Consider the following 26730-nt stretch of genomic DNA (forward strand, 5'->3'; position numbering starts at 1 on the left):
CGATGATCCGAGTGCTGATCGCCGACGACGAGGCGCTGATGCGCGCCGGGATCCGGCTGATCCTGGAGAACGACGACGAGATCCGTATCGTGGCCGAGGCGCAGGACGCCCGTGAGGCCGTCGAAGCCTGTCGCGCCCACCCCGTCGACGTCGCCCTCCTCGACATCCGCATGCCCGGTGACGGCATCACCGGCGCCGCCGAGATCGTCCGCCACTCGCCCCGTACCCGGGTGGTGATGCTGACGGCCTTCGGCGAGGAACCGAGCGTCACCCGCGCCCTGCGCGCCGGAGCTCACGGCTACCTCCTCAAGGACACCGGCCCCCGCGACCTCATCGACGCCGTACGCCGCGCAGCCGCCGGAGAACCGGTCCTCGCCCCGCAGGTCACCCGCCAACTCGTCGCCTTCCGGACCCGGTCCGGCCACAACAGCGACGCCGCGTCACGTCGTATCGCGGACCTGACGCCGGCCGAACGGGACGTCCTCCGGCTGCTGGGCACCGGCCTCTCCAACGCCGGGATCGCCGCACAGCTCCACCTGAGCTCCGGCACGGTCAAGGCCCACATCAGCAGCATCCTCACCCGCACCGACTGCACCAACCGCGTCCAGGCGGCGGTGCTGGCGCAGGAGGCGGGGCTGCACGGCTGACGCCCGGCAGACCGCACACCTGCCCACCACGGAAGCCGCCCGGGACGCCTCCGGACGGGGTCGGCTGCCCGGCAGTGCGCGCGGGGGTGACTGCGTCGATGGGCGTCATGGTGCAGAGCGCGACGTCGGCGGTGTCGGCGGTGTCGGTCCGGTGTGTCAGGCGATGACGGGGACGGCCTCGGCGCGGTTGGTGGCCCAGTTGGTGACGATGGGCTTGTCGACGACGGCGGTGTCGGGGAGCTTGAGCTCGGCGGGGTCGGGGTCGTCGTTGGTGATGGCGATGATGACGTTCTCGAATTCCTTGCCGCCATCGGTGTTGGTGGTCTTGGGGCTGATACCGGTGTAGGCGACGGCGGATCCGGTGAGCTTGATGGGGTCTTCGCCACCCTGTCCGACGGGGGAGGCGAGGCCGTCGGCGCCGGAGCCGAAGGACACGCTGGGGGTGTTGACGTCCAGGTAGCAGGTGATACCGGACTTGGCCTTGGCGGTGACGAGGTAGTAGCCGCCGGCCTGGGACTCGGAGGTGACCGTGAAGTTCAGGTCGTTGGTGCCGCAGGACTGCCCGTAGCCGCTCTTCTCGCCTTCGCCGGAGGCGGCGGCCTTGTTGGTGGCGTCGCTGGACTTGGCGGAGTTACTGGAAACGGAGCCGCTGGTACCGGAGCCGTTGCCGCCGGAGGAAGCCGAGGAACTGCTGTTGTCCGCGGCGTCGTCGGGGCTGCAGGCGGTGGAAGTGACCGCGAGGGCCGTCACGGCCGCGGCGGCGAGGGCGAGACGGGCGGAACGGGTGGCGAGGCGCGAACGCATCATGATCTCCAGCGGCTTTTGGTTGCGGTGCTTCCTGCTTGCACCGATGACACTAGGGCCGAGTCGATCCTGAAATGATCCTGCGCGTGTCCGGGTTCTGTCTCAGCAACAACGGTTCCAGAACAAGCGCTTGGATGGAGTCGAATGGACGGTGGCGTAGCCCGGTGCCGGAGAGACCGGGCCGTGCGCTGGAGGCTTCGGTGAAGCCTCCAGCGCACGCTGTTCCGGTCAGCCCGGCCGGGGAAAACGGGCGCTTGTCCACCTGGATGCGGCGGCTCCTCGAAGTGGGACGGGGAGGACAGGCCCGTTGAGACCGATGAGCTGGCCCGGGCCGGGCGGGCGGGTCAGCGCAGTCCGGCGAAGAGATCGGTCTCGGGTACTGCCGCGCCGGTGGCGTCCTTGACACGTATGAAGGTCTCCACGCCCATGAACTCGCCGAACCTCTCCTTGCCCATCTTGAGGAAGAAGATGTTCTCGCCCTGGCTGGCGTGCGCGGCCAGCGCGTCGAACTTCTGACCGCTGAACGCGGTGGTGTCCACCCACGTGGTGATCTCGTCGTCGGGGAGGCCGATCTCGGCCAGGGCGGCGGTCTCGGCCGGATCCGGCTCCGGCATGTCCTCCTGGAACTCGCGCATGGTCTCCCCGAACCGCTGCATCATCGAGCGGGGCATCGTCGTCCAGTACACCTTCGGCGTCAGCGCGGTCATCTCCAGCGCCGCCATCGTGATGCGGTGGGCCTGGATGTGGTCGGGGTGGCCGTAGAAGCCGTTCTCGTCGTAGGTGACGACCACATCGGGCCGGTAGTGCCGCATGAGTTCCGCAAGTCGGGCGGCGCCTTCCTCCACGGGGGTCTGCCAGAAGGATCCGGTGGCGTCGTTGCTCGGCCAGCCCATCATTCCGGAGTCGGCATAGTCCAGCGTCTCCAGGTCGCTGATCTTCAGGACGTCACAGCTCGCCTCGAGTTCTCGACGGCGCATCAAAGTGACGGTCGCCGGATCATGCCCGGGATCGCCCGGCTTGACACCCCCCGGTCCATCACCGCAACCGCCGTCGGTACACGTCACGAGAACCGTGCGGATGCCTTCCGCCGCGTACCGCGCGAGGACCCCTCCGGTTCCGGTGGCCTCGTCGTCGGGGTGGGCGTGTACTGCCATGAGCGTCAAGGGCCGGTCAGTCATGAAAAACAGTCCTCCTGCAGAACTACGTCTTGGTCCGGGTGCGCGGCGGTCCTACCGCGATCCTGGGGCCCGGGTCCTGGTGGGGGTGGACGACCTCGTGGTCCCCCGTGTTCCCCCCGTGCGGCGCCGGTCCCCCTCGGGTGCAACCGTGTCGGCCGGACCGGCTGTTCCCGACGCGGCCTCCTGGTCTTCCAGGTGCCGGTGTTCCCTCGGTGACACGACGCGTGCGCGGTGGTGCCGCCGCTCGCTCGTCACACGCCCGGACGCGCGGACATCCCACCCGGACGATGAACCATGGCTGCGGACCACCGGCGCGGCCAAGCTTGCGGCATGACACAGACGGACGCGACACGTACGGACACGATGAGCACCGGGAACACGGTGCTGGTGATCGGCGGCTCCGGCAAGACCGGCCGTAGGACGGTGGCCCGGCTCCGCGAGCTGGGGGTGAAGACCCGAGCGGCCTCACGGTCCGGGGACACCCTCTTCGACTGGGAGGACCGGACGACCTGGCAGGCGGCCCTCGACGAGGTCGACGCCGTCTACATCGTCCCGCTGGACACCTCGCCCTCCCCGATGCCCGCCTTCGTCGAGCAGGCTGTCGCGAGCGGGGTGCGACGGCTGGTGATGCTCTCGGCCCGGGGCGTGGACGTGCCCGGCTACTTCGGCTCCTCCTACGAGGGCGGCGGCCCGCATGTGGAGGGCGAGGCGGCCGTCCGGTCATCCGGCGTCGCCTGGACGATCCTGCGGCCCGGCTGGTTCGCCCAGAACTTCAGCGAGGGCGTCTTCCTCGACGGCGTACGTGCCGGTGAACTGGCTCTGCCCACCGGTGGCGGGGCCGCCGCGTTCGTCGACGCCGACGACATCGCGGCGGTCGCCGCCGCGGCCCTGACCGAGGACGGCCACGACGGCGAGGTGTACGAACTCTCCGGCCCCAGGGCGCTCGGGATCGCCGACGTACTCGACGAGATCGCGAAGGTGACCGGCGTGCGCGCCACCTACGTCCCGGTGGAGGAGGCAGCCTTCCGGGCCGGCCTGGTGGCACAGGGGATGCCCGAGGAGGAGGCCGCGCTCTGGACCGACGCGATGAAACCGATCCGCACCAGCCAGGAGGCCCCGGTCACGGACGGTGTACGCAGAGCACTCGGACGCCCGCCGCGCGACTTCGCCGACTTCGTCCGTGACGCGTCGGCGGCGGGCGCCTGGTCCTGAGAGGGGGCCGGGGTACGCAGGGGGAAGGCGTCGGAGGGATCCGGCGCCTTCCCGCCGTTGCCGGCGCGTACCGGTCCTTCCTCCGCCGGAACGGCCCGGTTCGCCGACTGATGCGGCGATTCACCCCGCCGGTACGGCGTGGTCCGGTACGTGGGCGGTGGCGGCCTCCTGCCGGTACGTGCTCGGGCTCTCGCCCCGGAGCCGCTTGAACGCCGCGCTGAAGCCGAACGCATCCGCGTAGCCGACCCGCCGGGCCACCGCCGCCACCGTCAGTTCCGGGCGGGTCAGCAGGTCGGCGGCGAGCGTCATACGCCACTCGGTGAGGTACGCCACCGGCCCGTTCCCGACCAGTTCCGTGAACCGCTTCGCCAAGGTCGTCCTCGACACCCCCGCCCGGCTCGCCAGCTCCGCTGTCGTCCACGGGTGGGCCGGGTCCTCGTGGATCGCGCGCAGGGCGGGCCCCGCCACCTCGTCGCCGAGTGCGCCGTACCACCCCGGCGGTTCGGCCTCCGGACGGTCGAACCAGTCACGCAGCGTGCACACCAGCAGCCAGTCGAGAAGCCGGTCGAGCACGATCTGGTGTCCCGGCCGGCCGCCCTCGATCTGCGCCTCCAGGTAGTCCCGCATCGGCGAGCAGTCCTGCTCGTCGGGTACCACCAGGACCGGCGGCAGAGCACGGAGGATCCGCTGCGGAACCTGCTCCCGTACGTCGTACGCGGCAGCCAACAGCGCGGTGGAGCAGCTGAGTTCGAGGTCACGATCGGCGGCGTCCGGCGCGTCCTCGCCCCAGTTCACCTCCCGTACGCCCGTCCTCCGCTCCGGCGCCGCACCGTTCGGCGGGTCGTCGGTGAAGCAGAACGGTGCGGGCCCCCGGACGATCGCTGTCTCGCCGAGCGCCACGTGCCGCGCCTCTCCGCTCTCCGGCACGATCCATCCGGCGCCACGCAGCGGTACGCACAGAGTCAGGTACGCGCCGTCGGTGAACCGCAGCGACCACGGCGGCCACAGCACCGAACGACCGAACACCGCACCCTTGCCCCGCACGTCCCGCAACAGCTCGTCGAACACGTCCATGGAGCCAACGATAGGCAGGACCACGGGTGTCCCGGACGATGACCTATGCACGGCGGACGGACGGCCATGGTTCCGGTGTCGGCGCCGCGATGGACTTGGCCCATGACCACACAGAGCGCGCACGGCACCTCGTCCGACATCCTCGTCCTCGGCGCCACCGGCAAGACCGGCCGCCGACTCGCCACCCGACTGCGCGACACGGGCACCACCTCGGTCCGGGCCGCCTCCCGCTCCGGTGAGGTCGTCTTCGACTGGACCCTGCCCGACACCTGGGAGCCCGCGCTCGCCGGAGCCGGGGCGGTCTACCTCGTCGCGCCCGACGACCCGTCCCACGTGCGGGAGTTCGTCCGGCAGGCGGCAGCATCCGGGGTGCGCCGTTTCGTGGCTCTCTCCGGTCACGGCATCGAGAAGGCGGGCGACGGCTTCGGCTTCGGCCAGGGCATGGCCGCCGGTGAGGAGGCGGTGCGGGAGTCCGGCGTCGAGTGGACCGTCCTGCGGCCCAACAACTTCTTCCAGAACTTCGACGAGGACCTGTGGCTGGCTCCTCTGCGGGCAGGCCGTCTGGGCCTGCCGATCGGGGAGATGCCGGAGCCGTTCATCGACGCCGACGACGTGGCCGCGGTCGCGGCGACGGTGCTCACCGAGGACGGTCACGCGGGCCGCACCTACGAACTGTCCGGCCCGCGCGCGCTCACCTTCGCCGAGGCCACCCGGACGATCGCCGAGGCGGCCGGCCGGCCCATCCGCTACGAGGAACTCACCCCGGCCGCCTACCGGTCCGAACTTCTCGCCGAGGGCTGGCCGGAATCCGCCGCCGACGGGCTCGGCGCCATGTTCGCCCTGCACCGGGCGGGCCACTCTGCCGAGGTGACCGACGATGTCCGCCGGGTACTGGGCCGCGAGCCCGCCGACCTGGAGCCGTGGGCACGCCGCATCGCGGCCCGGGGGACCTGGGCGCCGTAAGAGGCGCTGTCCGTCACCTGGCGCACCTGACAGGTCAGGCGCGTACAGCCCGCCTGGCACGTCAGGAGCGGCTTGGCGAGCGACTGCGTCACCCTGCGCGCGGCACGTGTCGTCAGGGTGGCCCGCCCTCTCACCGGGGTCTGGACGGCCGTAGAAGCTGGATGCCAGCGGGGTGCAGAAGGTGACGTGGGAGGTCAGTGGTGCCTTGTCGGTGTCGGCGAAGGCTAAACGAGACGTAGCCCTTCACTGCGGTGTCGCCGAAGTGTTTCTGCGCGCCGTGCAAACAGGCGGCGACGTAGGCCAGGCACCTCCGTACGAGAAGGGGTGCGCGTTCGTCCGTCGCAGAAGAAAGGTCGTAGTCCGTCATTCCCCTGCCGTTGACCGTGGTTTCCTCCGCGAGCCGGTCGGAGAATTCCGGGAGGTTCTCCGGGAGGAGATCGGTCAGCACCCGCCCGCCGGCGGGTGTCGAAGACCATCCTCGCTCCACGACTTCACGGAACTCGGGAGGGATGTCCTGAAAGCTCAGTCCTGCGGTGCCCGTCTCCTGCAGGAGCGCTCTCATTCGAGCATTGCTGCGCATGTCCACCCTTCGCCGAGCGGTGTCAGCGCGTAGGTCCCCGCTCTGCCGACCACGCCGTGGACTTCTGGATCGTAGGGCCGTCGACCCGGACCGCGCCCGCCGCGTATGCGGCCCAGAGCAGTTCCTGGCAGCCGAAGAAGGATTCCCCCCAGCTGTCCACCCAGATGTGGACGCGGGACGGTCCGGCCGATGTGGCGTCCCACCACTCCCAGCCCCGGGAGTCCTCGTCGGGGTCGAAGCGGTACAGCCAGTCCTGCAACTCCCAAGGCCGGCCGCCCCCCCCGTGTGCTCCACGTATCCGTCGTGGCCGGTCCTCGCGAACCGCGGGGCCCGCTCCTCGTCCCCGGAGCTGACAGCCGCGAACCAGTCCGGAACATCGCCGGCCGGCAGGCTCTCCTGCTCGAAATCCGCGGTGCCCCCCAGCCGAACGGCAGGCGAAAGGACCGAACGCAGACGCTGCTCGTACTCCGCGACGTCGCCGGAGACATCGACGACGAAGAGAGAGGACGGGCGGAGCGGATTCGGCACTCGGCTGCTCCTGGAGACAGCACCGGCGTCGTCCACGGTGCTGCGTGCCTGGGCGAACCGGGCCAACGCGTCCTCGTCGGTGAACCCGCAGACCCAGCGGATCCCGCTGAACGCGGCGGTCCACAGCCCACCACCGTCGAACGGCACCAGCACCAAGGCCCGCCGCAACTCACACAGCATCGCCCGCGGATCTCCGATGCCGGCTCGCTGCTCGGCGATCCGATCCGCCACCGTTGTTCCGTCAGCCATGGAGCCCCCGTTCGGAGCGCCACCGTCCACTGGTCCCGGATTCCGGTCCTCGGTCCTCGGTCCTCGGCCCCGAACACCGTAGGACACCACGCTCAGCATGAACCAGCGGTTGCATCGACCGGTGGCTTGCGACGTGAGGCAGGGCGGCTACCGGGCGAACGGCCGGCCGCGCGGGCCGATCAGACCGAACCGAGTAGGAGTACGGACCACATAGCCGGACAGCGAAGAAGCCCCGGGCCGCCGGCCTGGGGCTTTTCATGGAGCGGGTGACCAGAATCCAACTCGCGCTCCAAGCTTGGGAATCACCCGGTGCCTGGTCTCACGTATGGCATCTGAGCTGCGGATATGCGCGTAGATGGAGCCCTCCTGGCAACATCATGAGCCCCTTGGTGACTGCTGTTCACCGCCCCGGCCGGCACGTTGTGGCACGGCGTGCGTGTCGCGTCAGGTGAGCGGTCGGCCGGGAGCGAGGTCGAGTTGCCCGGCGGTGTTACGGCGCTGGCGTGCCAGCCCTGCGGAGTGCGCTCGGCGTGCCGCCGCTCACGGCTCCGTACCGAGGACCTGGAGGTCGTCTTGCCGCGAGCACCCTCATCCGGCTCGGCACGTGATCGACTGCGTCGATGGGCGTCATGGTGCACAGCGCGACGTCGGCGGTGTCGGCGGTGTCGGTCCGGTGTGTCAGGCGATGACGGGGACGGCCTCGGCGCGGTTGGTGGCCCAGTTGGTGACGATGGGCTTGTCGACGACGGCGGTGTCGGGGAGCTTGAGCTCGGCGGGGTCGGGGTCGTCGTTGGTGATGGCGATGATGACGTTCTCGAATTCCTTGCCGCCATCGGTGTTGGTGGTCTTGGGGCTGATACCGGTGTAGGCGACGGCGGACCCGGTGAGCTTGATGGGGTCTTCGCCACCCTGTCCGACGGGGGAGGCGAGGCCGTCGGCGCCGGAGCCGAAGGACACGCTGGGGGTGTTGACGTCCAGGTAGCAGGTGATACCGGACTTGGCCTTGGCGGTGACGAGGTAGTAGCCGCCGGCCTGGGACTCGGAGGTGACCGTGAAGTTCAGGTCGTTGGTGCCGCAGGACTGCCCGTAGCCGCTCTTCTCGCCTTCGCCGGAGGCGGCGGGCTTGGCATTGGAGTCGCTGGGGGTGGAGGTGGAGTCGCTGGAACCGGAGCCGCTGGTGGAGGGGCTGGAGGTGGAGTCGCTGGAACCGGAACCGCTGGTGGAGCCGCCGTCGCTCTCTCCGCTGCCGGCGGAGGGAGCCGAGGAGCTGCTGGTGTCCGCGACGTCGTCGGGGCTGCAGGCGGTGGAAGTGACCGCGAGGGCCGTCACGGCCGCGGCGGCGAGGGCGAGACGGGCGGAACGGGTGGCGAGGCGCGAACGCATCATGATCTCCAGCGGCTTTTGGTTGCGGTGCTTGCTGCTTGCACCGATGACATTAGGGCCGAGTCGATCCTGAAATGATCCTGCGCGTGTCCGGGTTCTGTCTCAGCAACATCCGTTCCGGAGAACGGGGTTCGGTTGCGCCGCCCCCCGCGGGCGGAGCCTGAGTCCAAGCGGATCAGAATCTTTACGGCGGCGCGACTCTGAGCTTGGGAATCACCGGTGCTTGGGCCACCAAAGGCCTTCTGGCCTGCGCTTTTCCGTTGGGCGGCTTAGGTGGCCGGGTCTCTGGGGGCTGCGCCTGACCGCTGTTGTCCGCTCTGCTGGGCACGGATGGGGCACGGCGCGTGGCTTGAGTTCCGGCTTGTCGACGTTCGGTCGGCCCTCGCCCCCGCCGCACGTCAACCACGCCGAGCAGCAGCCGCTCCACCGCCAGAACCAGGGCCAGCGCCACGACACCGATCGCGGCCCACCCCACATCGGGCAGCCACAGCAGGGCCGAGTCGATCGAGCCTCCCAAAGCGGAGGGCAGTACCCACCACAACAGCGCTGCCAGGGCGAGCGACCCGGCAGCCGACGCAAGGGCGTTCAGCACGATCCGGCGCCGGGAACGGGCCCAGGCCGCCGCCCGCCGCGTGGCCAGGAAACGCAGCGCCGGGGCGACCACGCACAGCGCGAGCAGCCCGGCGAGTACGACCATGGCCCAGGGCAGCAGGGTGGCAAGCGGATCGGTAGGGGTGCTGCGCGGCTCCGCGCCAGACAGCAGCTGAGCCGTTCCGATTGCGGCATCGTGGAACTCTTGGGCGCGCAGGAGGTGGAAGGCGTTCTGTAGGACGATCACCGCCCGGCCGCTGTCGGGGAGCATGACGATCATGGCGTCGTGGCCGGGCAGTGAACCGGACTTCCACACCATGCGCTCGTTCGTGTCCTCGAGGGTCCCGACGGACCAGCCGAGACCGAACCGGTCCGCGTCACTGTCCACCTGACCGCGCTGGCTCTCGGCGATCCCCTTTGCCGACAGCACCCGTCGGCCTTCCAACTGCCCGCCGCCGAGCTCGGCGAGGACGAGGCGACTCAAGTCCCTTGCGGTGCCGCCCATATGGGCGCCGGGGGTGCCCGAGGTGTCGTACGGCGCGTCGAAGCGCGCTGGGTCATCGAAGACGAAGCGGTGGCCGGGCGGCACCTGTTCGCGTGAAAAGTCCCGCTCGCTGGCGACAGCGTGCTTCATGCCGAGCGGATCGAGGATCTTCTCGTGCAGATATGAGCCGAACGGACGCCCGGACACTTCCTCGACCAGCGCGCCGAGGACGGCGTAGCCGGCGCTTGAGTATGCGTAGGACTCGCCCGGTTCGCCCTCGGGGGAAATCTCGGAGAGGTCGCGGACCGCCTTGGACAGGGCGCCGGGAGAGTTGTCGTAGCGGTCTCCGACCTCGGTGGTGGCAGAGGTGGGGATGCTGCTGGTGTTGGTGAGCAGATGCCGGACCGTGATGCGGTCAGACACGTCCTTGTCGGCGAGCCGGAACCAGGGCAGATACGTCCGCACCGGCGCGTCCAGATGTACGGCCCCGGCCTCCGTTAGTTGCAGCACGGCAAGTCCGGTGAGCGGCTTCGCGACCGACCCCCACAGGAACGGCGTGTCCGGCGTGACGGCTCGGCCCCGGCTGTCCTCGCCGAAGCCCCGCTCGTGCACGACCTGCCCACCCTCGATCACGGTGAGCGCTGCGCCCGGCGTGCCCGTTGCATCGAACCGCTCCTCGACGAAGGCGTCGATCGCCGCCCAGCGCCTGGAGTCGGCAGCTGAGGGCGTCGCCGTTACCCCGGTCACCACACTGGTGACCAGTACCGCCGCTAACGCCTTGGAGTACCTCGCGCGCCATCGCCGCCACGTCGCTTCCGGCCTCATCCTCATGCCTGCAGCCCTCTCCGTCTCCGATTTTAACCATATGATCATATGGTTAAAGCGTGCCGCAAGGTTGGCGGCCCGGATACTCTGACGGCATGCCGAAGGTCGTCGATCATCAAGCCCGGCGTGTCCAGGTCGCCGGCGCGGTCCAGCAGCTGATCACGGAGCAGGGCCTCGACCGGGTCACCGTGGCGCGTACCGCCGCCGCGGCAGGGGTTTCCGTCGGCCATGTACAGCACTATTTCTCGACCAAGGACGAGATGCTGCTGTTCACGCATGAGCGAGTGGTCCGCAAGACCCTGGAGCGGGTCTCGGCGCTGGAGGAACGATCAAGGGTGGAGCGCCTGCCGATCCGTGACGTGGTCACCGACGGCCTCGCCGAATGGCTCCCGGTGGACCCGCCGCGCCGCTCGGCACACCGCGTGGCGCTTGCCTTCGTCGGCCGCACGGTGGACACCCCGCGTCTTGCCGACGCCCACGCCGAGACCGGCCGCCTCATTCGCTCGATGCTCTCCAGGGCCGTCCGCAACGGAAAGGAGTGCGGCGAGGTGCCGGACGACACCGACCCGGAGCTCGCCGCCCTCGAATTGCACAGCTTGGTCGAGGGGCTGGCCCTCCAGCTCGGCTTCGATGCCACCGCGGACGACACCCACACCTCCCTCGGTCTCGTATCGATGCGAGTCCGGACCGTCTTCCCCGGGCGTTGCCGTCAGTACGAGTGAGCTGAAGTGGCGACTTCGGTGCATACGGATCAGTGAGGCGTCGACCGCCAGGGTCAGGCCGCCGACGACGGGCATGGCAGTTCTTCGGCAGGTGGGACGAGGGGCCACTCGCGGGTGGGGCTTGAGAAGGGATTCGCCGAGGTTCACGCCCGGGAGAGGAAGTCGCCTGTCGCCGGAGCGGGTTGGCGTTGAGGTTGGGCGAGCCGACCCCGCCGACTGCCCGGTGCTGTGGGTCGTCCTCGCCGTGCTCACGATGGGTGCAGCCCCCGCGCCCTCGACTCGGCGCGACTGGATGCTGACGGCGCTCTGGAAATCGGGCGCCGAGGGCTCGGGTCCGTAATGGTCCGGACAACAATGAAGCCCGCGGCCGTTGGCCTGGGGCTCTCTAGTGGAGCGGGTGACGAGAATCGAACTCGCGCTCTGAGCTTGGGAATCAACGGTGCTTGAGTGGAGGGGATGGCTCTGACCTGCACAGTTGCTGGAAATGGGGTAATTTTCTGTAACCCCTGGGAGCCGTACGTGACCGCTGTTCTCCGCTCCGAAGGGCACGGAGGGGGCACGCCGACGGCAGGTCATCAACCTGAGGTGATTTGCCGGAGCGGTGGCAGGAAGCGGAAGCTTCCCGTGGTGCAGACGCTGCTGGCGCAGACGTCAGGCCCAGAAGGCATCGGTGACGACGATCTGTGGGTCGGCGTGGCGGCGCATGAAGGTGTAGATGAGCCAGCCGCGTCCGCCGGCCAGGTCCACGATGTGGGGGCCGCCGGGGTTCGTGGAAGCCAGTGGCCGGACGGTCATCCAGTGCGGGAGCGAGACATCGGCGTCGATTCCCCGGAAGTACGGGTCTTCGGCGGTGATCAGTTCCGCACGAGCACTCATGACCAGGTCACTGCCTTCGGCAGGCATGTTCTGGAAGTCGTGCTGTGCCTGCTTCGTCCAGTCCATCTGCCAAGGCGGCCGGAGTGGTTCGTCGATCACTCTCCGGGCTTCCTCTCGGCGGCTTCGTGCCGGAGGCGGCTGTACTCCTCCAGGAGCCGGATGGATTCCTCGGGGTCATCGGACTCGGCTGCGCGGGCTTCGAGATCGCGAAGGTGCGAGTCGAGAACGGGATTTCGCGCGATGGCGTACTGCGTCCACCACAGGCGCATGAAGGCTGGCACGGGGGTGATGCTGAAGGCGTCGCCAATGACGCGCTTCCAGTGGGCCTCGAAGTCCGGGAGGAGGTGTGGGGTGTGTTCCTGAATGGCCAACCGGAGTGCTTGAGGCGTGCGTTCGGGCATGGGTGGCAACCGCAGGGGTTTCCCCTCGTACCCATCGAAGTGGAGTGCGTGGGCGGGCATGGTTCGGGCTCCTTGATAGGAAGGGGGGTCAGGCCGCCTCGTGCCGGTCCTCGTGCGACTGGTGCCGACGAGCCATCTCCTCGAACCACTCGGCCGGCACCAAGTAGGCGACCGTCCTCCCCTTGCGGGTGATGGCGGCGGCCTCACCGGCGATCCGGGTCCGGTCCAGGATCTCGCCCATCCCCTTGCGCAGGTCGATGGTTGTGTATGTCTTTGTTTCCATGCACTGAAGCATATAACAACTATCATAGTTGACATATGTGCTCGCGAGGTGCTGGCGACCTGAAGAAGCCGACGGACGCGTTGGGTGCAGAACGGGTACACAGGGCGCTCGATCGGGCTTGAGCAACAACAAAGCCCCCGGCCACTGGCCTGGGGCTTTTTCATGGAGCGGGTGACGAGAGTCGAACTCGCGCTCTGAGCTTGGGAATCAGCGGTTCTTGGGCCACCGAAGAGGCACTGAACTGCGCTTTTGCGTCGGTCGGCGTAGATGGCCACGGTCTGTGGAAGCCGTACTCGACCGTTGTTGTCCGCTCTGCTGGGCACGGACGGGGCACGAGGGTAGCGGTGCGACGGACCCTGCCAGGGGGTGTGCTCGGGGTGGGCCGGCTCGTCAGAGAGGGATGATGCGGACCTGGTTGCCGCAGAGTTTGGTCATGTCGTCGCTGTCGGAGGTCAGGAGGGCGACGGGTTTGGGCTGGCGCAGGGCGGCCTCGGCGACCGTGGCGTCGATGGCGTACTTGTGTCCGTGCAGTCCAGCGGCTTTGAGGAGTTCCGCTGCTGCTTTCGCCGCTTGTTCGGTGACCGGCTCCACCTTGACGCGGGAGAGAGCCCAGTTCAGGCGAGGCATGTTGGTGCGGGAGTGGCTGACTTCCACGATGGTGTTGGCCCCGATGACCAGGTCGGCTCCCATGTCATGGAAGACCTGAAGCATCGCGAGCAGCTTGCGATCCTGCGCGATCCAGGCGGAGAGCCCTTGCGAGTCCAGGACAACGGTCTCGATGCGCTCGCTCACGCGGCGTCCGCGCCCGTGGAGGTGTCGGCGGAGCCGAAGATCTTCGCGCGGGCCTCGGTGAGCTCCTCGTCGCTGAAGGGGCCGTGCTCCTCCTCGTGACGGCGGAGGTCGTCGCCCAGGAGCTGGTGCCGGATCTGGCGGGCTACGGCTTCGGCTACGTAGCCGGAGACGTTGTCCGTGAGCTTGCGGAGCTCCGCCACCTGATCGCTGGGGAGCGTGACGGTGATGCGAGTCGTTGAGGACACACACCAAGCATACTGGAGTATGCGCGAGGGTGCTTGGGTTTGCGGCACCGATCCTTCCGGTCAAGGTTTTGCGACCGAAGGGTGTGGTTTCCGGCACTGGGAGTACGAGTCCGCCGACCATGCGCGTATCGGTCAGAAGGGCGGTTCGAGATAGCTGCGGCCATCACTGTGTGGCCCCCAGGCCCAGGACTCCTCCAGCAAAGGCTCGGAGTCGGGGGCGTCGTGGCCCCACGCTTCGAGCGCCCTCCGGGCAACACGCCGGTTGGGGTCGTCGCCGCTGGTGTCCAGGATGGCGCGCGCGTGCACGGCGAGGTGATCGCGGTGTCCGGCGAGCGCGGGGTGCTCGGCAAGGATGAGCCCGGCGACAACGGCTGCTTCGCGCACGTCCTCGTGGCTGTCTCGGAGGAAGGGCGAGACCGCCCGATAGAGCATCGGGCGCAGGTCTCGGAAGGACGCCACGATGGTGCCAGGGGCGAGGAATCCAGGGGAGTACTGCTCCGTGCGGCCCACAATCTCGTCGGAGGCGTCGTAGGCCGTGGAAGCCAACCAGTTCAACAGCGTCGCGCGAATAGGGACGTTGCGATAGGGCCGGGGGGTTGTGGCCGCCGGGTGGGTGAGGATGCCGGCGACATACAGGGCGGCGGGGGCAGTGGCTTCGTGGATGGTGTTCTGGTGGCCGACCATCTCACGTAGTTCTGACAGAGCGTTGACCTGGACCCTGGGGTCGGGCGTCAGCAGCCGTGCGAGGACCTCGGGGAGGTCCTCACCGTTCCCAAAAGGCGTCTCGAGTGAGCCCCAATCAGTCTCCGACAGGACCATCTGGTACGGCGGCAAGTCGGGCTCGCGGGGGTGCATCGACGTTGGAACGGCTGTGGTCAGCAGGAATCCTCGGCCAACTCCTCGAAGACTTCGCGCGGCATGCTCTGGCCATCGGACCATACTTGACCGGGCTCCAAAGCCTCGACATCCGTCAAGCGGAAGGTCACGAGACCGGTGTAGTCGTAATTGAACTCAGCCTTGCTGAAGGAGACTTGGTAGGTGAGGTTGGCGCGCAGGTCCTGATCCCCCACCGGCACAGCAGCCCATGGTGAGGGCGGCGCGAAGAGCGGAAAGCTGACATCCCCGGACGCGTGCTCACCTGGAATCTTCCAGCCGGAGAGGCTCTCCCCATCAAGAAGGCCGACACTTTCAGCTTGCTTGGTTACCGCGAATCCCTGTAGATGCGGTCCTCGGATCTTGTCGTTCCCGCACGGCCGCAACAGGACATGCGGAGCGCCCTCGGTATCGAGTTGTACGCCAACCAATGGCAGTATCTGCGCGCCGCATCCGGATAGCATTGCCACTCCTACCGCCACGAAAAGTGCGCATGCCATCACTCGCCGCATCTACCCACCCCCCCGGAGGGCTGGATATTACTCGGTCAATCCTGGATCGGGAACGTAAGGGGCAAGGTCTGCCCGGCTGGTTGTGATCCTGCCCAGAGTTCGAACGAGTGGCCCCTTGGCCTCGACGTCATGTTCATGAGGGTGTTCCCGGGACGCAGTTTCGAGGAGACCCTGGAGGAGATCGACTCCGCTTACGAAGATGCCTGTCGGTGTTCCGATTCGATCAACAGGTGATGGTCGCGCCGCACCTGGCGAGGCTTGCGGACACGACTCACCGTTGCTTCACCTGTCACGCCAAGGTGACAGCGGGATACATGACCGGTTCGTCGAGCATGCTGAAGAGCTCTGGACGAGGGGCCTGCCAGGCGCGGCCTGAGCAGTCGGTGAGATCAGTGGCCGCTGGGGTGGTGGGGATCTGGTGCAGGACCCCTGAACTGGTCCAGACAACAAAGAAGCCCCGGGCCGCTGGCCTGGGGCTTTTGCGTGGAGCGGGTGACGAGAATCGAACTCGCGCTCTGAGCTTGGGAATCAACGGTTCTTGAACGGCTGCATTAGCTCTGACCTGGACGTTTGGTCTAGACGTGCGATGCTGGAGCTGTCTCCGGGCACAGTAGCTGACCGCTTCTGTCCGCTCTGCTGGGCACGGATGGGGCACGGCCGGGCGTGAGCCGAGTGGCATGGCGTGCATTGTGCTGAGCGCATCCGGCCTCCATGCGGCCATCAGTCTTCGTGCGGAGTCTCCAACTCTTGGAGCCGTTCGCCGATGTCGGTGGCCCATGCCTGCGCCCACTGGCGCAGCCCGGTGATCGCTTGATCGTCGAGTCCGTAGGCGGCGAATTCCGTGTCGTCGATCCAGTCGGCTCCCATCAACCGTGCTTGGAGCTCGCTCAGGTCGAAGGAGTCGCGGGCGTGACGTCGACCGAGCTCTTCGAGTTCGATATGGCTCCAGCGGTTCGCAGCAGCCTGTACGTCGATCAGGTCCCTGGCGAGTCCGCGGTCGAAGAGTGCGCGAACTTTGGTTCCGACGACATCTTCAAGGGACAGCACCAATCCGTGGTCGGTGTGTACGGGTGGCCGCCAGAGTGCTTCCTTGAGGATGTCGACCTCGCACTCTTCGCGGCTGACAGGGTCGGTGACGATCAGGCGCGCGGACAGCGGGTCTGTTTCCAGAGCACTGACCTGCCACCCGCGCTGCTCCAAGCCGCTGCGTACGGCAGTCGCAATGTTGTCCATGCGCTCGGGGTTTTCGGTCGCGACATCGAGGTCCTGGCTGAGTCGGTCGACCAGGCCGTGCGCCTGGACTGCGTAGCCACCGGTGAGCGCCAGAGGATATTCGCCGCCTACGGCGAGCACGTCTGCAAGCAGACGACGGTGCAGACCGGTGAGATTCACGCAGCGGCCTGGGCACTGTGAGCCAGCTCGTCGAAGGAGCGTTCCCAGACTTCACGGACATCACGGCTGATCAGCGTGCGCAGTGTGGGCCACAGGCTGATGAGAAGGCCGCGATTGAGGTGCTGGATCAGATCGTCGTGCTGGCCCTCGGCCAGGACGATGCGGTAGTAGCTCATCCGTAGACGGGGCTGGTCGAGGTCGAACGTGGTCAGTCCCGACCACGCCAGGTGGAGGGGCAGGCTCACTGTGCCGTGCTCGGGGCCGGCGAGCTCGGAGAGCGATGCGGGCGCGCGCCGGGCGAACTTGGCACGGCGGAGATCGGAGAGGCTGGGCTGTGATGCCATACGTCGATTATCCAGGGAGAGGCCACAGAAGCCGACCGGACGGTGACAAGGTGCCGCATACCAAGAAGCCCCCGGCCGCTGGCCTGGGGCTTTTTCATGGAGCGGGTGACGAGAATCGAACTCGCGCTCTGAGCTTGGGAATCAACGGTTCTTGAACGGTCGTATTGGCCCTGACCTGCATGTTTGGCTGAGACGCACGAGGTTGGGATGGTCTTCGGACGCCGTACCTGACCGCTGTTGTCCGCTCTGCTGGGCACGGATGGGGCACGAGCAGAGGGGGCCAAGGGGTCCTCACGCCCAAGCCGAGCAGTCCTCCAGCGAGATCTCCGCGACGGCCGCGTCCGTAACAGCCTCCAGGCCCGGGATATAGGGGCGGACGTCGGGAAGCGGGGTGCAGAAGGTGACGTTGGAGGTGAGGAGGGCCTCCTCGGTATCGGCGAAGGAGAGGGAGACGTACGCCTTCACCTGAGTGTCACCGAACTCCTCCTGCGCTTTCCGAAGGCAGGCGCACACATACGCCAGGCATCTCCGGACGAGGAGGGGCGTACGTTCGTCCGGTGCGGCCGGGAGGTCGTAATCAGTCATTCCCCTCCCATTTACCGTCGTCTCCTCCGTGAGTCGGTCGACGTAGGTGCCAGGCGCCTCCGGACGGAGGTCGGTCAGCACGCGCCCACCGGCGGCCGTGAGGGACCACCCGCGCTCCACGACCTCAAGGAACATGGGGGGAATGTCCCGAGCGCTCAGGTCGGTGACGTCTGTCGTCCGCAGGATCTCCCGCATTCGAGGATTGTTTCGCATGCCTATCCCTCGCCGAGTGCGGCGAGCCCCTTTCTGATCCCTGCGATGAAGCCCGGACTGCTTCCGACAGCTTTCTCGACGCTGCGTGGAAGCCCTTCGAATTTTCCTGTATCGAAGTCGTACTGGTACTTCGCGCCCTTGTTGCTCTGGTCCTGGAAGTGGAGCTGCCCCGCTCGCCCGCCGGGGTCGGGGTTTTCCACGTCGATCCGGTACGGCCCATGGTTCCACAACGTCTTGCTGGTGATCTGTGTGCCGTTGGCCCCGATCATTCCCTTGGCATCGGGGTCCTTGATGCCGTAGAGCTCGCGATTCGCCTCGATTCGTCTCTCGACGACGTCAGGGTGGTACGGATCCTTCTGAAAGCCCGGGGACGAGGTGTACCCCTCGCGGAGGGGGTCGTACGGGGCGAGGCCGAGCGGGTCGCACCAGCGGTAGGGGTTGTGGACGTAGGCGAACGCGTTGGGAGCCGGTTCGAGCCCAAGAGGGTCGGGTGTGAGATACCGGGCGGTTTCCGGGTCGTAGTGGCGGTTGACGTTGTAATGCAGACCCGTTTCGGGATCGTGGTACTGGCCGGGGAAGCGTAGAGGGATGTGAGCTTTGCTGTTCCTGGCCCAGGTGGTCGTTCCCCAGAGAGAGGTCCGCGTGCGCCAGGCGAGCTCGCCGGTCTCGTCGATCAGCTCGGTCGGAGAGCCGATGAGATCGGTAACGATGGCGAAGTACCGTTGGTCGATGGTCGACTGCGCGCTATCCCCGGCCAAGATGCGCTCGCTCTGTGCCAGCGGCCGCACGCCTTGGTGGTCCCATGTGAGGGCGACGGTGTGAGGCACATCCGCCGAGGTGGTGGTCTGTTCGCAGAGGGTGGAGCCGTCCCAGGTGAACCTGGTCTCCTCCACCACGGTTCGCCCGTCGCCGCCCAGCCGCTGCTTGCGGGTTCGCCGTCCCAACGCATCGTATGCGTAGCACCAGCGGGTGCCGTCCGGAGTCACCGCCACCGTGAGGCGGTCTTCGGTGTCCCAGGTGTACCGCCACGTGTCGGGTTTGCGGGACAGCCTGGTCCTCTGCCGCAGGGTGATGCGGCCGAGCGCGTCGTGCTCGTAGCGGGTGTCTCCCGCGCGTGTGATGGTGGTGCCCTCGTAGGCGCGGGGGCCGCTGGCCGCGCCACCCGCGTGGGAGACCGGCCACGAAGCCGCCGTCTGGTTGCCGGCGGAATCGTACGCGTACGCCTCTCTCCAGCCCGCTGCGCTGACGGCGGTTACCCGGCCTGCGGCGTCCAGCTCGAACGCCCTCGCGCCACGTGCGGTGTCGTCCAGATTTAGGAGATGCCCATCCGGCCGATAGCTGTAAGTACGGCTGATGAGCGTGCGGGCAGCGTTGCTGAAGCGCTCGGCACAGAGACGGCCTGCTTCGTCGAAGCTCGACGTGAGCGTCAGCGTGTCACCGAAGGAACGCTCTCGTTCCCGACCGTTCGCGTCGTAGGCGAAGGCGATCCGGTGACCGTCGGTGGTGAGGTGGACGAGACGATCCATGCCGTCGTATCCGTAGGCCGTGAGCCGCCCGGTGGGAGTTACGCGACGGATGCGACGGCCCAGGGCGTCGTAGGCGTACGTCATGACCTGGCCGTCGACCATTTCCGTCTTGACCCGACCCGCTCGATCGTACTGGTAGATCAGCTCGCTCTGCGGAGCGGTCGCCCGGATCATGCGCCCGGCCCTGTCGTAGGCGTACGTCGTGACCTCTCCTGCCACGTCCTTGCGGATCACGCGGCCCAGCAGATCGTGCTCGTAGTCGACTCTGCCGCCCAGCAGGTTCATCCGGCTGCTTACCTGCCCGGCCGGGTCGACGTCGTACGAAAGGGTACGACCGTCGAAATCCGTCTCGGCTATGAGCCGCCCAGCCGGATCGTAGGTGTACGACCATGTCAGTCCCTGCGGGTTGATGACCTCTGTCAGACGCAGATCGGTGTCGTGGACGAACTCGTGGCGGGTGCCGTCCGGCCCTGTGCGGGCGGAAAGCAGGTCGAAGTGGGTGTACTCGAAGCGGCTGGTGCCGCCCACGGGGTCGGTGTGGGTGAGGCGGTTGCCTTCGCCGTCATAGCTCCAGCTCTCCAGCACGCCGCCGGGGCCCGTGCGGCGAGCCAGCTCGCCGTTGGCCGTCCACTCGAACTCCGTGACGGCTCCCAGCGGATCCTCCATCCGTACGGGACGGCCGAACGCATCCAACTGGAAGCATGCCGAGGCCCCGAGCGGATCGGTCACGCGAAGGGGGGAACCCGCAGAATCACACCGGATCTCGGTCACCGCTCCCAGCGCGTCCGTGACGGAGACGTACCGGCCGTGGTCGTCGTACGAGTAGCGCGTGGTGTGACCGGACGGGCCGGTGAGCGCGACGCGGTTGCCGCGGTCGTCGAACTCCTGTTGCCAGCGCGTGCCGTCCGCAAGGGTGTAGGTGGACCGTAGGCCCGCCGCGTCCCGCTCGCTGTGGAGTTCGCTGCCGTCGGGGCGGACGACGGTGGTGAGCCGTCCGTCGTCGTCATGGACAAAGGAGGTAGTGCGGTCCAGCGGATCGGTGCGGGAGACCAGGTTGCCGTGCTCGTCGTACGCGAAGCGTGTGGTGTGCCCGAGCGGATCCGTGGAGGCCACGACGCGGCAACGGTCGTCGATGTGATAGCGGGTGGTGTGCCCTTGCACGTTTGTCACCGTGGTCACGCGGTGACCGGTGGTCGACTCTGGTTCGCTGTAGTCGATGACGACCTGTAGGTGTCGGCGCTCGCCGCCTTCAGCGATGACGCGGTCGCGGTCGTCGTAGGCATAGTCGTAGCGACGATGGTTGGAGTCGATCCATGCCGTGATCCGGTGGCGGTCGTCGTACTCGAACGTGAGGGCAGCGCCGGAGGGCTTGGTGACGGTCGTGAGGTTGCCGTCCGTGTAGCCGTAAGACCTGACAGGGAGTGCCGCCCCGCCCTTGTCCCGCAGGGACACCCCGGTGACCCGCGCTTCGACCGTGGCCAGGACGAGGTGATAGCCGGCGGAATGGACGAGCGCCAGGGGTGTGCCGTCGTCGGTGCGGTCGATGCTGATGATGTTGCTGTTGCGGTCGGAGACCTGCACGAGCCACGCAGTACCATCCTCGCCGGGCTCCGTTCCGGGAGGGCTGACGAAGTGCTTGGTCAGCCGGCTCTCGGGGTCGGTGAGCGTGTAGTCGCCCCCCTCGTCGCGGCTGAGAACCCTGCGTGAGGTGCCGGTCTCCGGGCGGGTCGGTGAGCCGGGGACGGGGTGGGGGTAGGTGATCAGGAGGCCGTCGTCGGTGACGTGGATGACGCCGTTGGCGTCGATCTCCAGGCGTTCGTCGACGGTGGAGGACCAGGAGGGGCCGAAGAACCGGCCGGCGGTGTAACCCGACTCCACTCGGCGGGTGAAGGCGAGGGGCAGTACCCCGGGGAGCACCACATCGGTCTGCGGGAGGAACATGCGGCCGGAGGCGAGGTCGACCGGGTCGGTGCCTTCGGCGGTGCGCTCGCTGTCGGGCCGGTTGTGGGTGCCTTCGGGGGCGTCGTCCACCAGGCGGCGGGCCTTGTTCGCGTCCTGTGCGAGGTCCGCGAGCTCCTTGGCGACCCGCGCTCCTTTGACTCCGGCTCCGGCGCCGCCGGTGGCGGCGGTGAGGACAAGGTCGGGGACGAGCCGGCCGAAGCCTTCGGCCGGGTCCTTCATGAAGTTGGTGACCATCTGTTTGCCGGCACCCCAGGGGTCGTTGGCGACCTGGACCAGTCCGGCAGCGGTGTTGTTCAGCGAGAGGGCGTATTCGGCGGGGTGGGTGAGGTTGTACGGGTCCGTCGGGTTGACGCTGCGTGCGAAGGTGACGAGGCCCGCTGTGCCCTTGGCGATGCCGCCGCCGAAGTGGGTCTTCACCACCTCGTACTCGGCGAGCCCGTCCGCGACCTGCTGGGCGTACCTGGGCTTCTTCGGTGCAGTGTCCCGTGCGGCCGCCACCGCCGTACGGGCCGTCGCCGCTGCCGTGTTCCGCTGCTTACGTGCCTCCGTCAGCAGCTGCTGCGCTTCTTCCATGCGGGCCTTGCCCGGGTCCTTGAACTCGCCGGGCCTCGGCGGCAACGTGGACGGATCGCGCTCGTCGGCGGGCATGGCGTTGTACGTGTCGGCGGCCCGGTTGTACGTGTCGCACTGTTCGTTGTGGGCGTCCATCGCCTCCTCGGACGCCTTGGTGCCCGCTTTCCACTTGTCGATCGCCGCCTGGGCCTGGCCCTGTGCCCATTCGACGGTCCCGGCGAACGATTCCAGTGCGCCCGCGGCCTTCTCGAATGCGTCGGCGGCCTTGAACCACTTCGGCGGTTCGACGGACACCGAGTCCCGGAACGCGTCCGCCGCCTGCCCCTTGAGGGCGGAGGAGTCCAGTCCCCTCATGCCGCCGCCGACCTTGTCGAAAGCGCCCTGCAGGTCCTTGAGGTGGGACGCGGTCGAGCGGAGTTCCGACGGGCTTCCGTAGATGAGTTTCGTCTTGTCCTCGGTCTGCCCGAGGTCCATCTCGTTGACCTCGGCGCCCATCCGGTTCGCCAGCGAACGTGACTGTTCGCGCACCCAGTCCGCGCCGGAGTCCCAGCCCACGTCCTGCAGTCGGTCGGCCGTCCAGTTGCCGGCGTCCTCGACCCGGTTGCCGGCCCACTCGACACCGTCCTCGAAGGCGTCCTCGACGACGTCCGGAGTGAGGTCGCTGACGATATCCCCGAGCCCCATGGATCAGTTCCCCCCGTTGCCCTGCTGCTGTTGTTGTGCCCGCTCCTCGGGCGAGGGCCCGAACGTCTCGTCCACGGAGCGGTCGAAGGCTTCCTTGTCGACGCCGAGCATGTCGTTCAGCTGGTCTGCCTGACGGCCGCCGTTCCCCTCGGTCAGCAGTGCCCGTCCGGTGTCCTTCCAGGTCTGCCCGGCCTCGTCCGCGGCCCGCTCGAACGACTCCGCGCTGTAGTCGGGGCTGAGGTAGTCCGGGGTGAACACGTCGCCCCAGTTCTGCTTGACGATCTCGTCCTCGGACGCGTGGGGGTTGCCCACACCTGCGTTGACCACGACCTTCATGGTGCCCTGGACGTACTGGTCCTCCTCCCACAGGATCCCGGCGGCCAGACCCAGCTTCGCCGCGATGGCGTTGGCGTCCTGGACCAGGGCCCTAACCCCCCACTCCCACCGCTCGCAGAAGTCCTCGAAGTCCACCGACAGCCCGTGGTGACCCGCCTCCATGCCGGTCATGGACAGGTCCGACAGCCCTTTGCCCAGCACCGCCCCCGTGCCGGTACCGAACTCCTTCAGCTCCGCCACCGCGGCCCGCAGACCACTGGTGATCTGCTGGACACTGGCCCGGTCTACGTTCAGATCCTCAGCGCCACTGCCGCTCATCGGCCCCGTCCCCCGTCATGCGTATGTGCTCCCACCGGGGCTTCCGCATCCTGCGTGTCGACGGCGACCGCGTCAGGCACGATCCCCGTCACCGGAGGGAAGAGCATCGAGCCGTCCGGGTCGGCGATGTTCACCGCGAGGCCAGCCGGCACGCCCATCGCCGGAATGACCTCGTCCAGAAGCCGCGCACCCCGCAGTTCCGCGTACTCCCATGACCGCCCGACAGCCCCGGCATCGTCCGTAGTGCTGCGTGCCTGGGCGAACCGGGCCAGCGCTTCCTCGTCGGTGAACCCGCAGACCCAGCGGATGCCGCCGAACTCCGCGGTCCACAGCCCGCCACCGTCGAAAGGCACCAGCACCAACGCTCGCCGCAACTCACCCAGCATCGCCCGCGGATCTCCGATGCCGGCCCGCCGCTCGGCGATCCGATCCGCCAGTGCGGTCTCGTCAGCCATCGAGCCCCCGTTCACGTGCCACCGTCCACTGGCCCCGGTGTCGGTTCCGGGGTCGAAACACCGTAGGACATCACGCTCGGCATGAACCAGCGGTTCCACCGTCCCTGCCGACCCAGGGCGGTCTCCGTGGACCTGTGGCCTGCGACGCATGGACGGGATCGACAGGGCGTGCGACCGGAGGCGCGGGCCGGTCAGGATGAACAGACCGGCCGCTTAAGACGTAGCGAGGTCCGGACAACAAAGAAGCCCCCGGCCGCTGGCCTGGGGCTTTTGCGTGGAGCGGGTGACGAGAATCGAACTCGCGCTCTGAGCTTGGGAAGCTCATGTTCTACCATTAAACTACACCCGCGAAGCGTGCCGGTGATCGGCGCTGCATCGTCGCACACTCTACCCCATCGCAGGCCCCCGGCGTGTTCGCCGCGGGGTCCGTGCGTCGTTCCGGGGTGTGGACGCGGGTGCGGGTGGCGGGAGTTGAGGGCGTAGCGTGTGTGCTCGGAGTGCCGCTTGGAGTGGCGTCCTGTTCATCCCCTAATGTGGCGGTCTCGTCCAAGGCTGGTTGGGGAAGGGACTTGATGGAGTCGATGGAGCGCACCGTCGTCCGCTGTGCCGAAGGGCACGTTTTTGCTACCTCGTCGTTTCCGATGCAGCAGCTCGGATCCGGCCGGATCGGTCCCGGGAGGCTCATCCGCTGTCCGCGCTGCGCGCGGTTGAGGCAGGCGGTGCCTGTGGTGTTCGAGGAGCGATAGAGGGCGCCGGAGGGCGTCGTAGGTCTGCGGCAGGCGCGCGCGGGGCGGTCCGGTTGGGGCCGGCTCGCGCGTTCTGCGTATCCTCGGTGCGTGCTTCTCTCAGATAAGGACCTCCGGGCCGAGATCGATGCCGGGCGGGTTCGCATTGACCCGTTCGACGCTTCGATGGTGCAGCCCTCGAGCATCGACGTGCGGCTCGACCGCTACTTCCGGGTGTTCGAGAACCACCGCTATCCGCATATCGATCCCGCCGTCGAGCAGGTGGACCTGACCCGTCAGGTCGAGCCGGACGGTGACGAGGCGTTCATCCTCCATCCCGGGGAGTTCGTCCTGGCGTCGACCTACGAGGTCATCTCGCTCCCCGACGACCTGGCGTCGCGGCTGGAGGGAAAGAGCTCGCTGGGCCGGCTCGGGCTGGTGACGCATTCCACGGCCGGGTTCATCGACCCCGGTTTCTCGGGGCACGTGACCCTGGAGCTGTCCAATCTGGCGACGTTGCCGATCAAGCTCTGGCCGGGTATGAAGATCGGGCAGCTGTGTATGTTCCGGCTGACCTCTCCCTCCGAATTCCCGTACGGATCCGAGCGTTACGGATCGCGTTATCAGGGGCAGCGAGGGCCGACCGCCTCGCGTTCCTTCATGAATTTCCACCGGACACAGGTGTGATGCGGCATGGCTGGTGACGAGCGGGAGAACCTGACGTACGACGCCTTCGGGCACGCCGTACGTGAGCTGGCGCAGGCGGTGGCCGACGACGGTTACGAGCCGGATGTCGTCCTGAGCATCGCGCGGGGCGGGGTCTTCGTCGCAGGCGGTCTGGCGTATGCCCTGGACTGCAAGAACATCCACCTGGTGAACGTCGAGTTCTACACCGGGGTCGGGACCACGCTGGAGATGCCGGTCATGCTGGCGCCCGTTCCCAACGCCATCGACTTCACGCAGAAGAAGGTCCTGATCGCCGACGACGTCGCCGACACGGGTAAGACGCTGAAGCTGGTCCGTGACTTCTGCATCGACCACGTGGCCGAGGTGCGCAGCGCGGTCATCTACGAGAAGCCGCATTCGCTGGTGCAATGCGAGTACGTGTGGAAGAGGACCGATCAGTGGATCAACTTCCCGTGGAGCGTGGAGAAGCCCGTCGTGCGTCGTGAGGGTCAGGTCCTCGACTCCTAGGCACGCGACCAACAGGACAGACACACGGGAGGGCCCCGGTGCGGTGCACCGGGGCCCTCCCGTGTCGGATCAGATCGCGTCGGATCAGATCGTGCCCAGCTTGATGATCGAGAGCAGCGCGACCAGCTGGATCGCGGATGCGCCCAGGGCCTTCGGCCACGGCAGGTCGTGCGACTTGCTCACCATCGAGGTGAACAGCGCGCCGGCTGCCAGCCAGGTGATCCAGCCGAGGATCTGGACCAGGGAGTTCTCGCCGCCCAGGAACAGGGCGAAGATCAGGCGCGGTGCGTCCGTGATCGACATGATGAGCATCGACAGGCCCACGGTCGGTTGCCAGGAGCCCGTGCCGCCGAGCTGGCGGGCCAGGGTGTGGGTGACCGCGCCGAGGACCAGGCCGCCGATGACGAAGCCGATGCCCGTGAAGACCACGTACGGGGCGACCGTGGAGACCTCCGCGTGGATCGCCTCGTCGCGCGCCTGGTCGAAGCCGAAGAGCGCGAGCAGGCCGTAGACGAACGTGACCGTGATCGCGGTGCCCCAGACGGGGTAGTCGCGCATCTGCCAGAACGTCGGTCCCGGCCGCATCACGATGCCGCTCAGCAGCTGCTTCCAGTGCAGTCGCGGCCCTGTGGGCTGTGCGGGGGCCTGGCCGGCCTGGTAGGTGTTCCCGTCGCCGTACGGGTCCTCGTTGATGCTGAACGCCTGGGTGTGTCCCGGGGCGTTGGCATACGGGTCCTGTTGCTGTTGCGAGGGCTGGTGGTGCGGGTCGCCGAAGTACTCCGGTTCGCCGTGCCCGCCTGCGTGCCCGTTCCCACCCCCGTGTCCGTTGCCGCCGTGCCCGCCGCCGTACGGGGCGCCCTGGGGGCCTCCGTACGGCACGCCGTGGCCTCCTGTCGGGGGCCACGACTGCCCGCCGTACGGCTGCGGCGGTGTCGCCTGCGTGCCGTACGGCTGTTGCTGCTGCGGGTGTTGCTGCGGTGTGCGGTTGTCCCGGCCGCGTCCGATCCTGAATCCAGCCACACATCGAACGTACCTGGTCCGTATGGGTGCGGTGTGAGGGCCGGGGGAACACGGGCCCCATTGCGGCCTAGCTGTGACATCCCCTAAGGGAACCCTGGGGGGTCTGCGGTACCAGGGAAGGGCCTCAGCGGCACCCCGGACACGCGGAAGCGGCCGGTCCTGCCCCCGAGGCAGGTCCGGC

27 protein-coding genes, 1 tRNA gene and 1 pseudogene are annotated in these 26730 nt (G+C 67.9%); 7 read left to right on the forward strand and 22 right to left on the reverse strand.

Going from position 1 to position 26730, the window contains the following annotated elements; genetic code table 11:
* Positions 1-2: 2 nt before the first annotated feature.
* Positions 3-647 (forward strand): response regulator, encoded by a 645-nt coding sequence (locus ACFYQ5_RS01340; protein WP_389191368.1) that lies wholly within the window; start codon positions 3-5, stop codon positions 645-647.
* A gap of 156 nt (positions 648-803) precedes the next feature.
* Here the strand turns inward: ACFYQ5_RS01340 and ACFYQ5_RS01345 are convergent, their stop codons facing one another.
* Positions 804-1451 carry a DUF4232 domain-containing protein gene (locus ACFYQ5_RS01345; RefSeq protein ID WP_389191938.1) on the reverse strand — a complete coding sequence of 216 codons (648 nt, stop codon included), beginning with the start codon at positions 1449-1451 and terminating at the stop codon, positions 804-806.
* Positions 1452-1795: 344 nt separating this feature from the next.
* On the reverse strand, positions 1796-2629 hold the full coding sequence (locus ACFYQ5_RS01350; protein ID WP_389191370.1) for a PIG-L family deacetylase: 834 nt from the start codon (positions 2627-2629) through the stop codon (positions 1796-1798).
* A gap of 330 nt (positions 2630-2959) precedes the next feature.
* Between ACFYQ5_RS01350 and ACFYQ5_RS01355 the strand changes: the two genes are divergently transcribed.
* Complete coding sequence (locus ACFYQ5_RS01355) at positions 2960-3841, forward strand: NAD(P)H-binding protein (protein ID WP_389191373.1); 882 nt, start codon at positions 2960-2962, stop codon at positions 3839-3841.
* A 120-nt stretch (positions 3842-3961) separates the two neighbouring features.
* On the opposite strand, the gene ACFYQ5_RS01360 is transcribed toward ACFYQ5_RS01355, so the two are convergent.
* Entirely contained in the window at positions 3962-4915 is a 954-nt protein-coding gene (locus ACFYQ5_RS01360; protein WP_389191376.1) for an AraC family transcriptional regulator, read from the reverse strand.
* A gap of 102 nt (positions 4916-5017) precedes the next feature.
* Here ACFYQ5_RS01360 and ACFYQ5_RS01365 point away from each other — a divergent pair, with 102 nt between their 5' ends.
* Positions 5018-5878, forward strand: a complete 861-nt coding sequence (locus ACFYQ5_RS01365) for an NAD(P)H-binding protein (RefSeq protein ID WP_389191379.1) — start codon at positions 5018-5020, stop codon at positions 5876-5878.
* 130 nt (positions 5879-6008) lie between these two features.
* On the opposite strand, the gene ACFYQ5_RS01370 is transcribed toward ACFYQ5_RS01365, so the two are convergent.
* From ACFYQ5_RS01370 to ACFYQ5_RS01385, 4 genes are all read right to left on the reverse strand, one after another.
* On the reverse strand, positions 6009-6440 hold the full coding sequence (locus ACFYQ5_RS01370; RefSeq protein WP_389191382.1) for a hypothetical protein: 432 nt from the start codon (positions 6438-6440) through the stop codon (positions 6009-6011).
* Positions 6441-6480: 40 nt separating this feature from the next.
* Positions 6481-6717 (reverse strand): hypothetical protein, encoded by a 237-nt coding sequence (locus ACFYQ5_RS01375; protein WP_389191386.1) that lies wholly within the window; start codon positions 6715-6717, stop codon positions 6481-6483.
* A 1196-nt stretch (positions 6718-7913) separates the two neighbouring features.
* Positions 7914-8618 carry a DUF4232 domain-containing protein gene (locus tag ACFYQ5_RS01380; RefSeq protein ID WP_389191941.1) on the reverse strand — a complete coding sequence of 235 codons (705 nt, stop codon included), beginning with the start codon at positions 8616-8618 and terminating at the stop codon, positions 7914-7916.
* A 184-nt stretch (positions 8619-8802) separates the two neighbouring features.
* Entirely contained in the window at positions 8803-10518 is a 1716-nt protein-coding gene (locus tag ACFYQ5_RS01385) for a serine hydrolase domain-containing protein (protein WP_389191389.1), read from the reverse strand.
* Between the two features lie 95 nt (positions 10519-10613).
* Between ACFYQ5_RS01385 and ACFYQ5_RS01390 the strand changes: the two genes are divergently transcribed.
* Complete coding sequence (locus tag ACFYQ5_RS01390) at positions 10614-11240, forward strand: TetR/AcrR family transcriptional regulator (protein ID WP_389191392.1); 627 nt, start codon at positions 10614-10616, stop codon at positions 11238-11240.
* Positions 11241-11891: 651 nt separating this feature from the next.
* On the opposite strand, the gene ACFYQ5_RS01395 is transcribed toward ACFYQ5_RS01390, so the two are convergent.
* The 7 genes from ACFYQ5_RS01395 to ACFYQ5_RS01425 all read right to left on the reverse strand — a co-directional run bounded on the left by ACFYQ5_RS01395 (position 11892) and on the right by ACFYQ5_RS01425 (position 15180).
* Positions 11892-12215 (reverse strand): hypothetical protein, encoded by a 324-nt coding sequence (locus tag ACFYQ5_RS01395; protein WP_073728083.1) that lies wholly within the window; start codon positions 12213-12215, stop codon positions 11892-11894.
* The gene (locus ACFYQ5_RS01400; protein WP_389191395.1) at positions 12212-12577 is read right to left on the reverse strand and encodes a hypothetical protein; all 366 of its coding nucleotides are present in this window, start codon (positions 12575-12577) and stop codon (positions 12212-12214) included. The genes ACFYQ5_RS01395 and ACFYQ5_RS01400 overlap by 4 nt, the downstream gene beginning before the upstream one ends.
* 28 nt (positions 12578-12605) lie before the next feature.
* Entirely contained in the window at positions 12606-12800 is a 195-nt protein-coding gene (locus tag ACFYQ5_RS01405) for a type II toxin-antitoxin system Phd/YefM family antitoxin (RefSeq protein WP_389191397.1), read from the reverse strand.
* Between the two features lie 390 nt (positions 12801-13190).
* Positions 13191-13592 (reverse strand): DNA-binding protein, encoded by a 402-nt coding sequence (locus ACFYQ5_RS01410; RefSeq protein ID WP_389191400.1) that lies wholly within the window; start codon positions 13590-13592, stop codon positions 13191-13193.
* Positions 13589-13837, reverse strand: a complete 249-nt coding sequence (locus tag ACFYQ5_RS01415; protein ID WP_389191403.1) for a hypothetical protein — start codon at positions 13835-13837, stop codon at positions 13589-13591. Before ACFYQ5_RS01415 ends, ACFYQ5_RS01410 begins: the two co-directional genes overlap by 4 nt.
* 132 nt (positions 13838-13969) lie before the next feature.
* Positions 13970-14692: a hypothetical protein gene (locus ACFYQ5_RS01420; RefSeq protein ID WP_389191405.1), complete on the reverse strand. Its 723-nt coding sequence runs from the start codon at positions 14690-14692 to the stop codon at positions 13970-13972.
* 20 nt (positions 14693-14712) lie between these two features.
* Positions 14713-15180, reverse strand: coding sequence for a hypothetical protein (locus ACFYQ5_RS01425; protein ID WP_389191408.1), 468 nt, complete (start codon positions 15178-15180; stop codon positions 14713-14715).
* Positions 15181-15425: 245 nt separating this feature from the next.
* Between ACFYQ5_RS01425 and ACFYQ5_RS01430 the strand changes: the two are divergent.
* Positions 15426-15598 (forward strand): annotated as a pseudogene (locus ACFYQ5_RS01430) (XRE family transcriptional regulator); the annotation flags it as partial.
* A gap of 344 nt (positions 15599-15942) precedes the next feature.
* Here the strand turns inward: ACFYQ5_RS01430 and ACFYQ5_RS01435 are convergent.
* From ACFYQ5_RS01435 to ACFYQ5_RS01465, 7 genes are all read right to left on the reverse strand, one after another.
* Complete coding sequence (locus tag ACFYQ5_RS01435) at positions 15943-16614, reverse strand: nucleotidyl transferase AbiEii/AbiGii toxin family protein (protein WP_389191411.1); 672 nt, start codon at positions 16612-16614, stop codon at positions 15943-15945.
* Positions 16611-16958: a transcriptional regulator gene (locus ACFYQ5_RS01440; protein WP_389191413.1), complete on the reverse strand. Its 348-nt coding sequence runs from the start codon at positions 16956-16958 to the stop codon at positions 16611-16613. Before ACFYQ5_RS01440 ends, ACFYQ5_RS01435 begins: the two co-directional genes overlap by 4 nt.
* A gap of 291 nt (positions 16959-17249) precedes the next feature.
* A complete protein-coding gene (locus tag ACFYQ5_RS01445; protein ID WP_389191416.1) occupies positions 17250-17738 on the reverse strand; it encodes a hypothetical protein in 489 nt (162 codons plus the stop codon).
* Between the two features lie 20 nt (positions 17739-17758).
* Entirely contained in the window at positions 17759-22501 is a 4743-nt protein-coding gene (locus ACFYQ5_RS01450) for a putative T7SS-secreted protein (RefSeq protein WP_389191418.1), read from the reverse strand.
* Between the two features lie 3 nt (positions 22502-22504).
* Entirely contained in the window at positions 22505-23155 is a 651-nt protein-coding gene (locus ACFYQ5_RS01455; RefSeq protein ID WP_389191420.1) for a hypothetical protein, read from the reverse strand.
* On the reverse strand, positions 23152-23610 hold the full coding sequence (locus ACFYQ5_RS01460; protein WP_389191423.1) for a hypothetical protein: 459 nt from the start codon (positions 23608-23610) through the stop codon (positions 23152-23154). The genes ACFYQ5_RS01455 and ACFYQ5_RS01460 overlap by 4 nt, the downstream gene beginning before the upstream one ends.
* A gap of 275 nt (positions 23611-23885) precedes the next feature.
* Positions 23886-23959: transfer RNA gene (locus tag ACFYQ5_RS01465), tRNA-Gly, on the reverse strand.
* A 487-nt stretch (positions 23960-24446) separates the two neighbouring features.
* Here ACFYQ5_RS01465 and dcd point away from each other — a divergent pair.
* Both dcd and ACFYQ5_RS01475 read left to right on the forward strand, forming a co-directional pair.
* Entirely contained in the window at positions 24447-25022 is a 576-nt protein-coding gene (dcd, locus tag ACFYQ5_RS01470) for a dCTP deaminase (protein WP_145809860.1), read from the forward strand.
* A gap of 6 nt (positions 25023-25028) precedes the next feature.
* Entirely contained in the window at positions 25029-25529 is a 501-nt protein-coding gene (locus tag ACFYQ5_RS01475) for a phosphoribosyltransferase (protein ID WP_389191427.1), read from the forward strand.
* Positions 25530-25613: 84 nt separating this feature from the next.
* Here ACFYQ5_RS01475 and ACFYQ5_RS01480 read toward each other — a convergent pair whose 3' ends face one another.
* Positions 25614-26549: a Yip1 family protein gene (locus tag ACFYQ5_RS01480; protein WP_389191430.1), complete on the reverse strand. Its 936-nt coding sequence runs from the start codon at positions 26547-26549 to the stop codon at positions 25614-25616.
* Positions 26550-26730 lie beyond the last annotated feature (181 nt).

This window comes from Streptomyces sp. NPDC005794 (assembly GCF_042871445.1).
Taxonomy (GTDB): Bacteria; Actinomycetota; Actinomycetes; order Streptomycetales; family Streptomycetaceae; genus Streptomyces.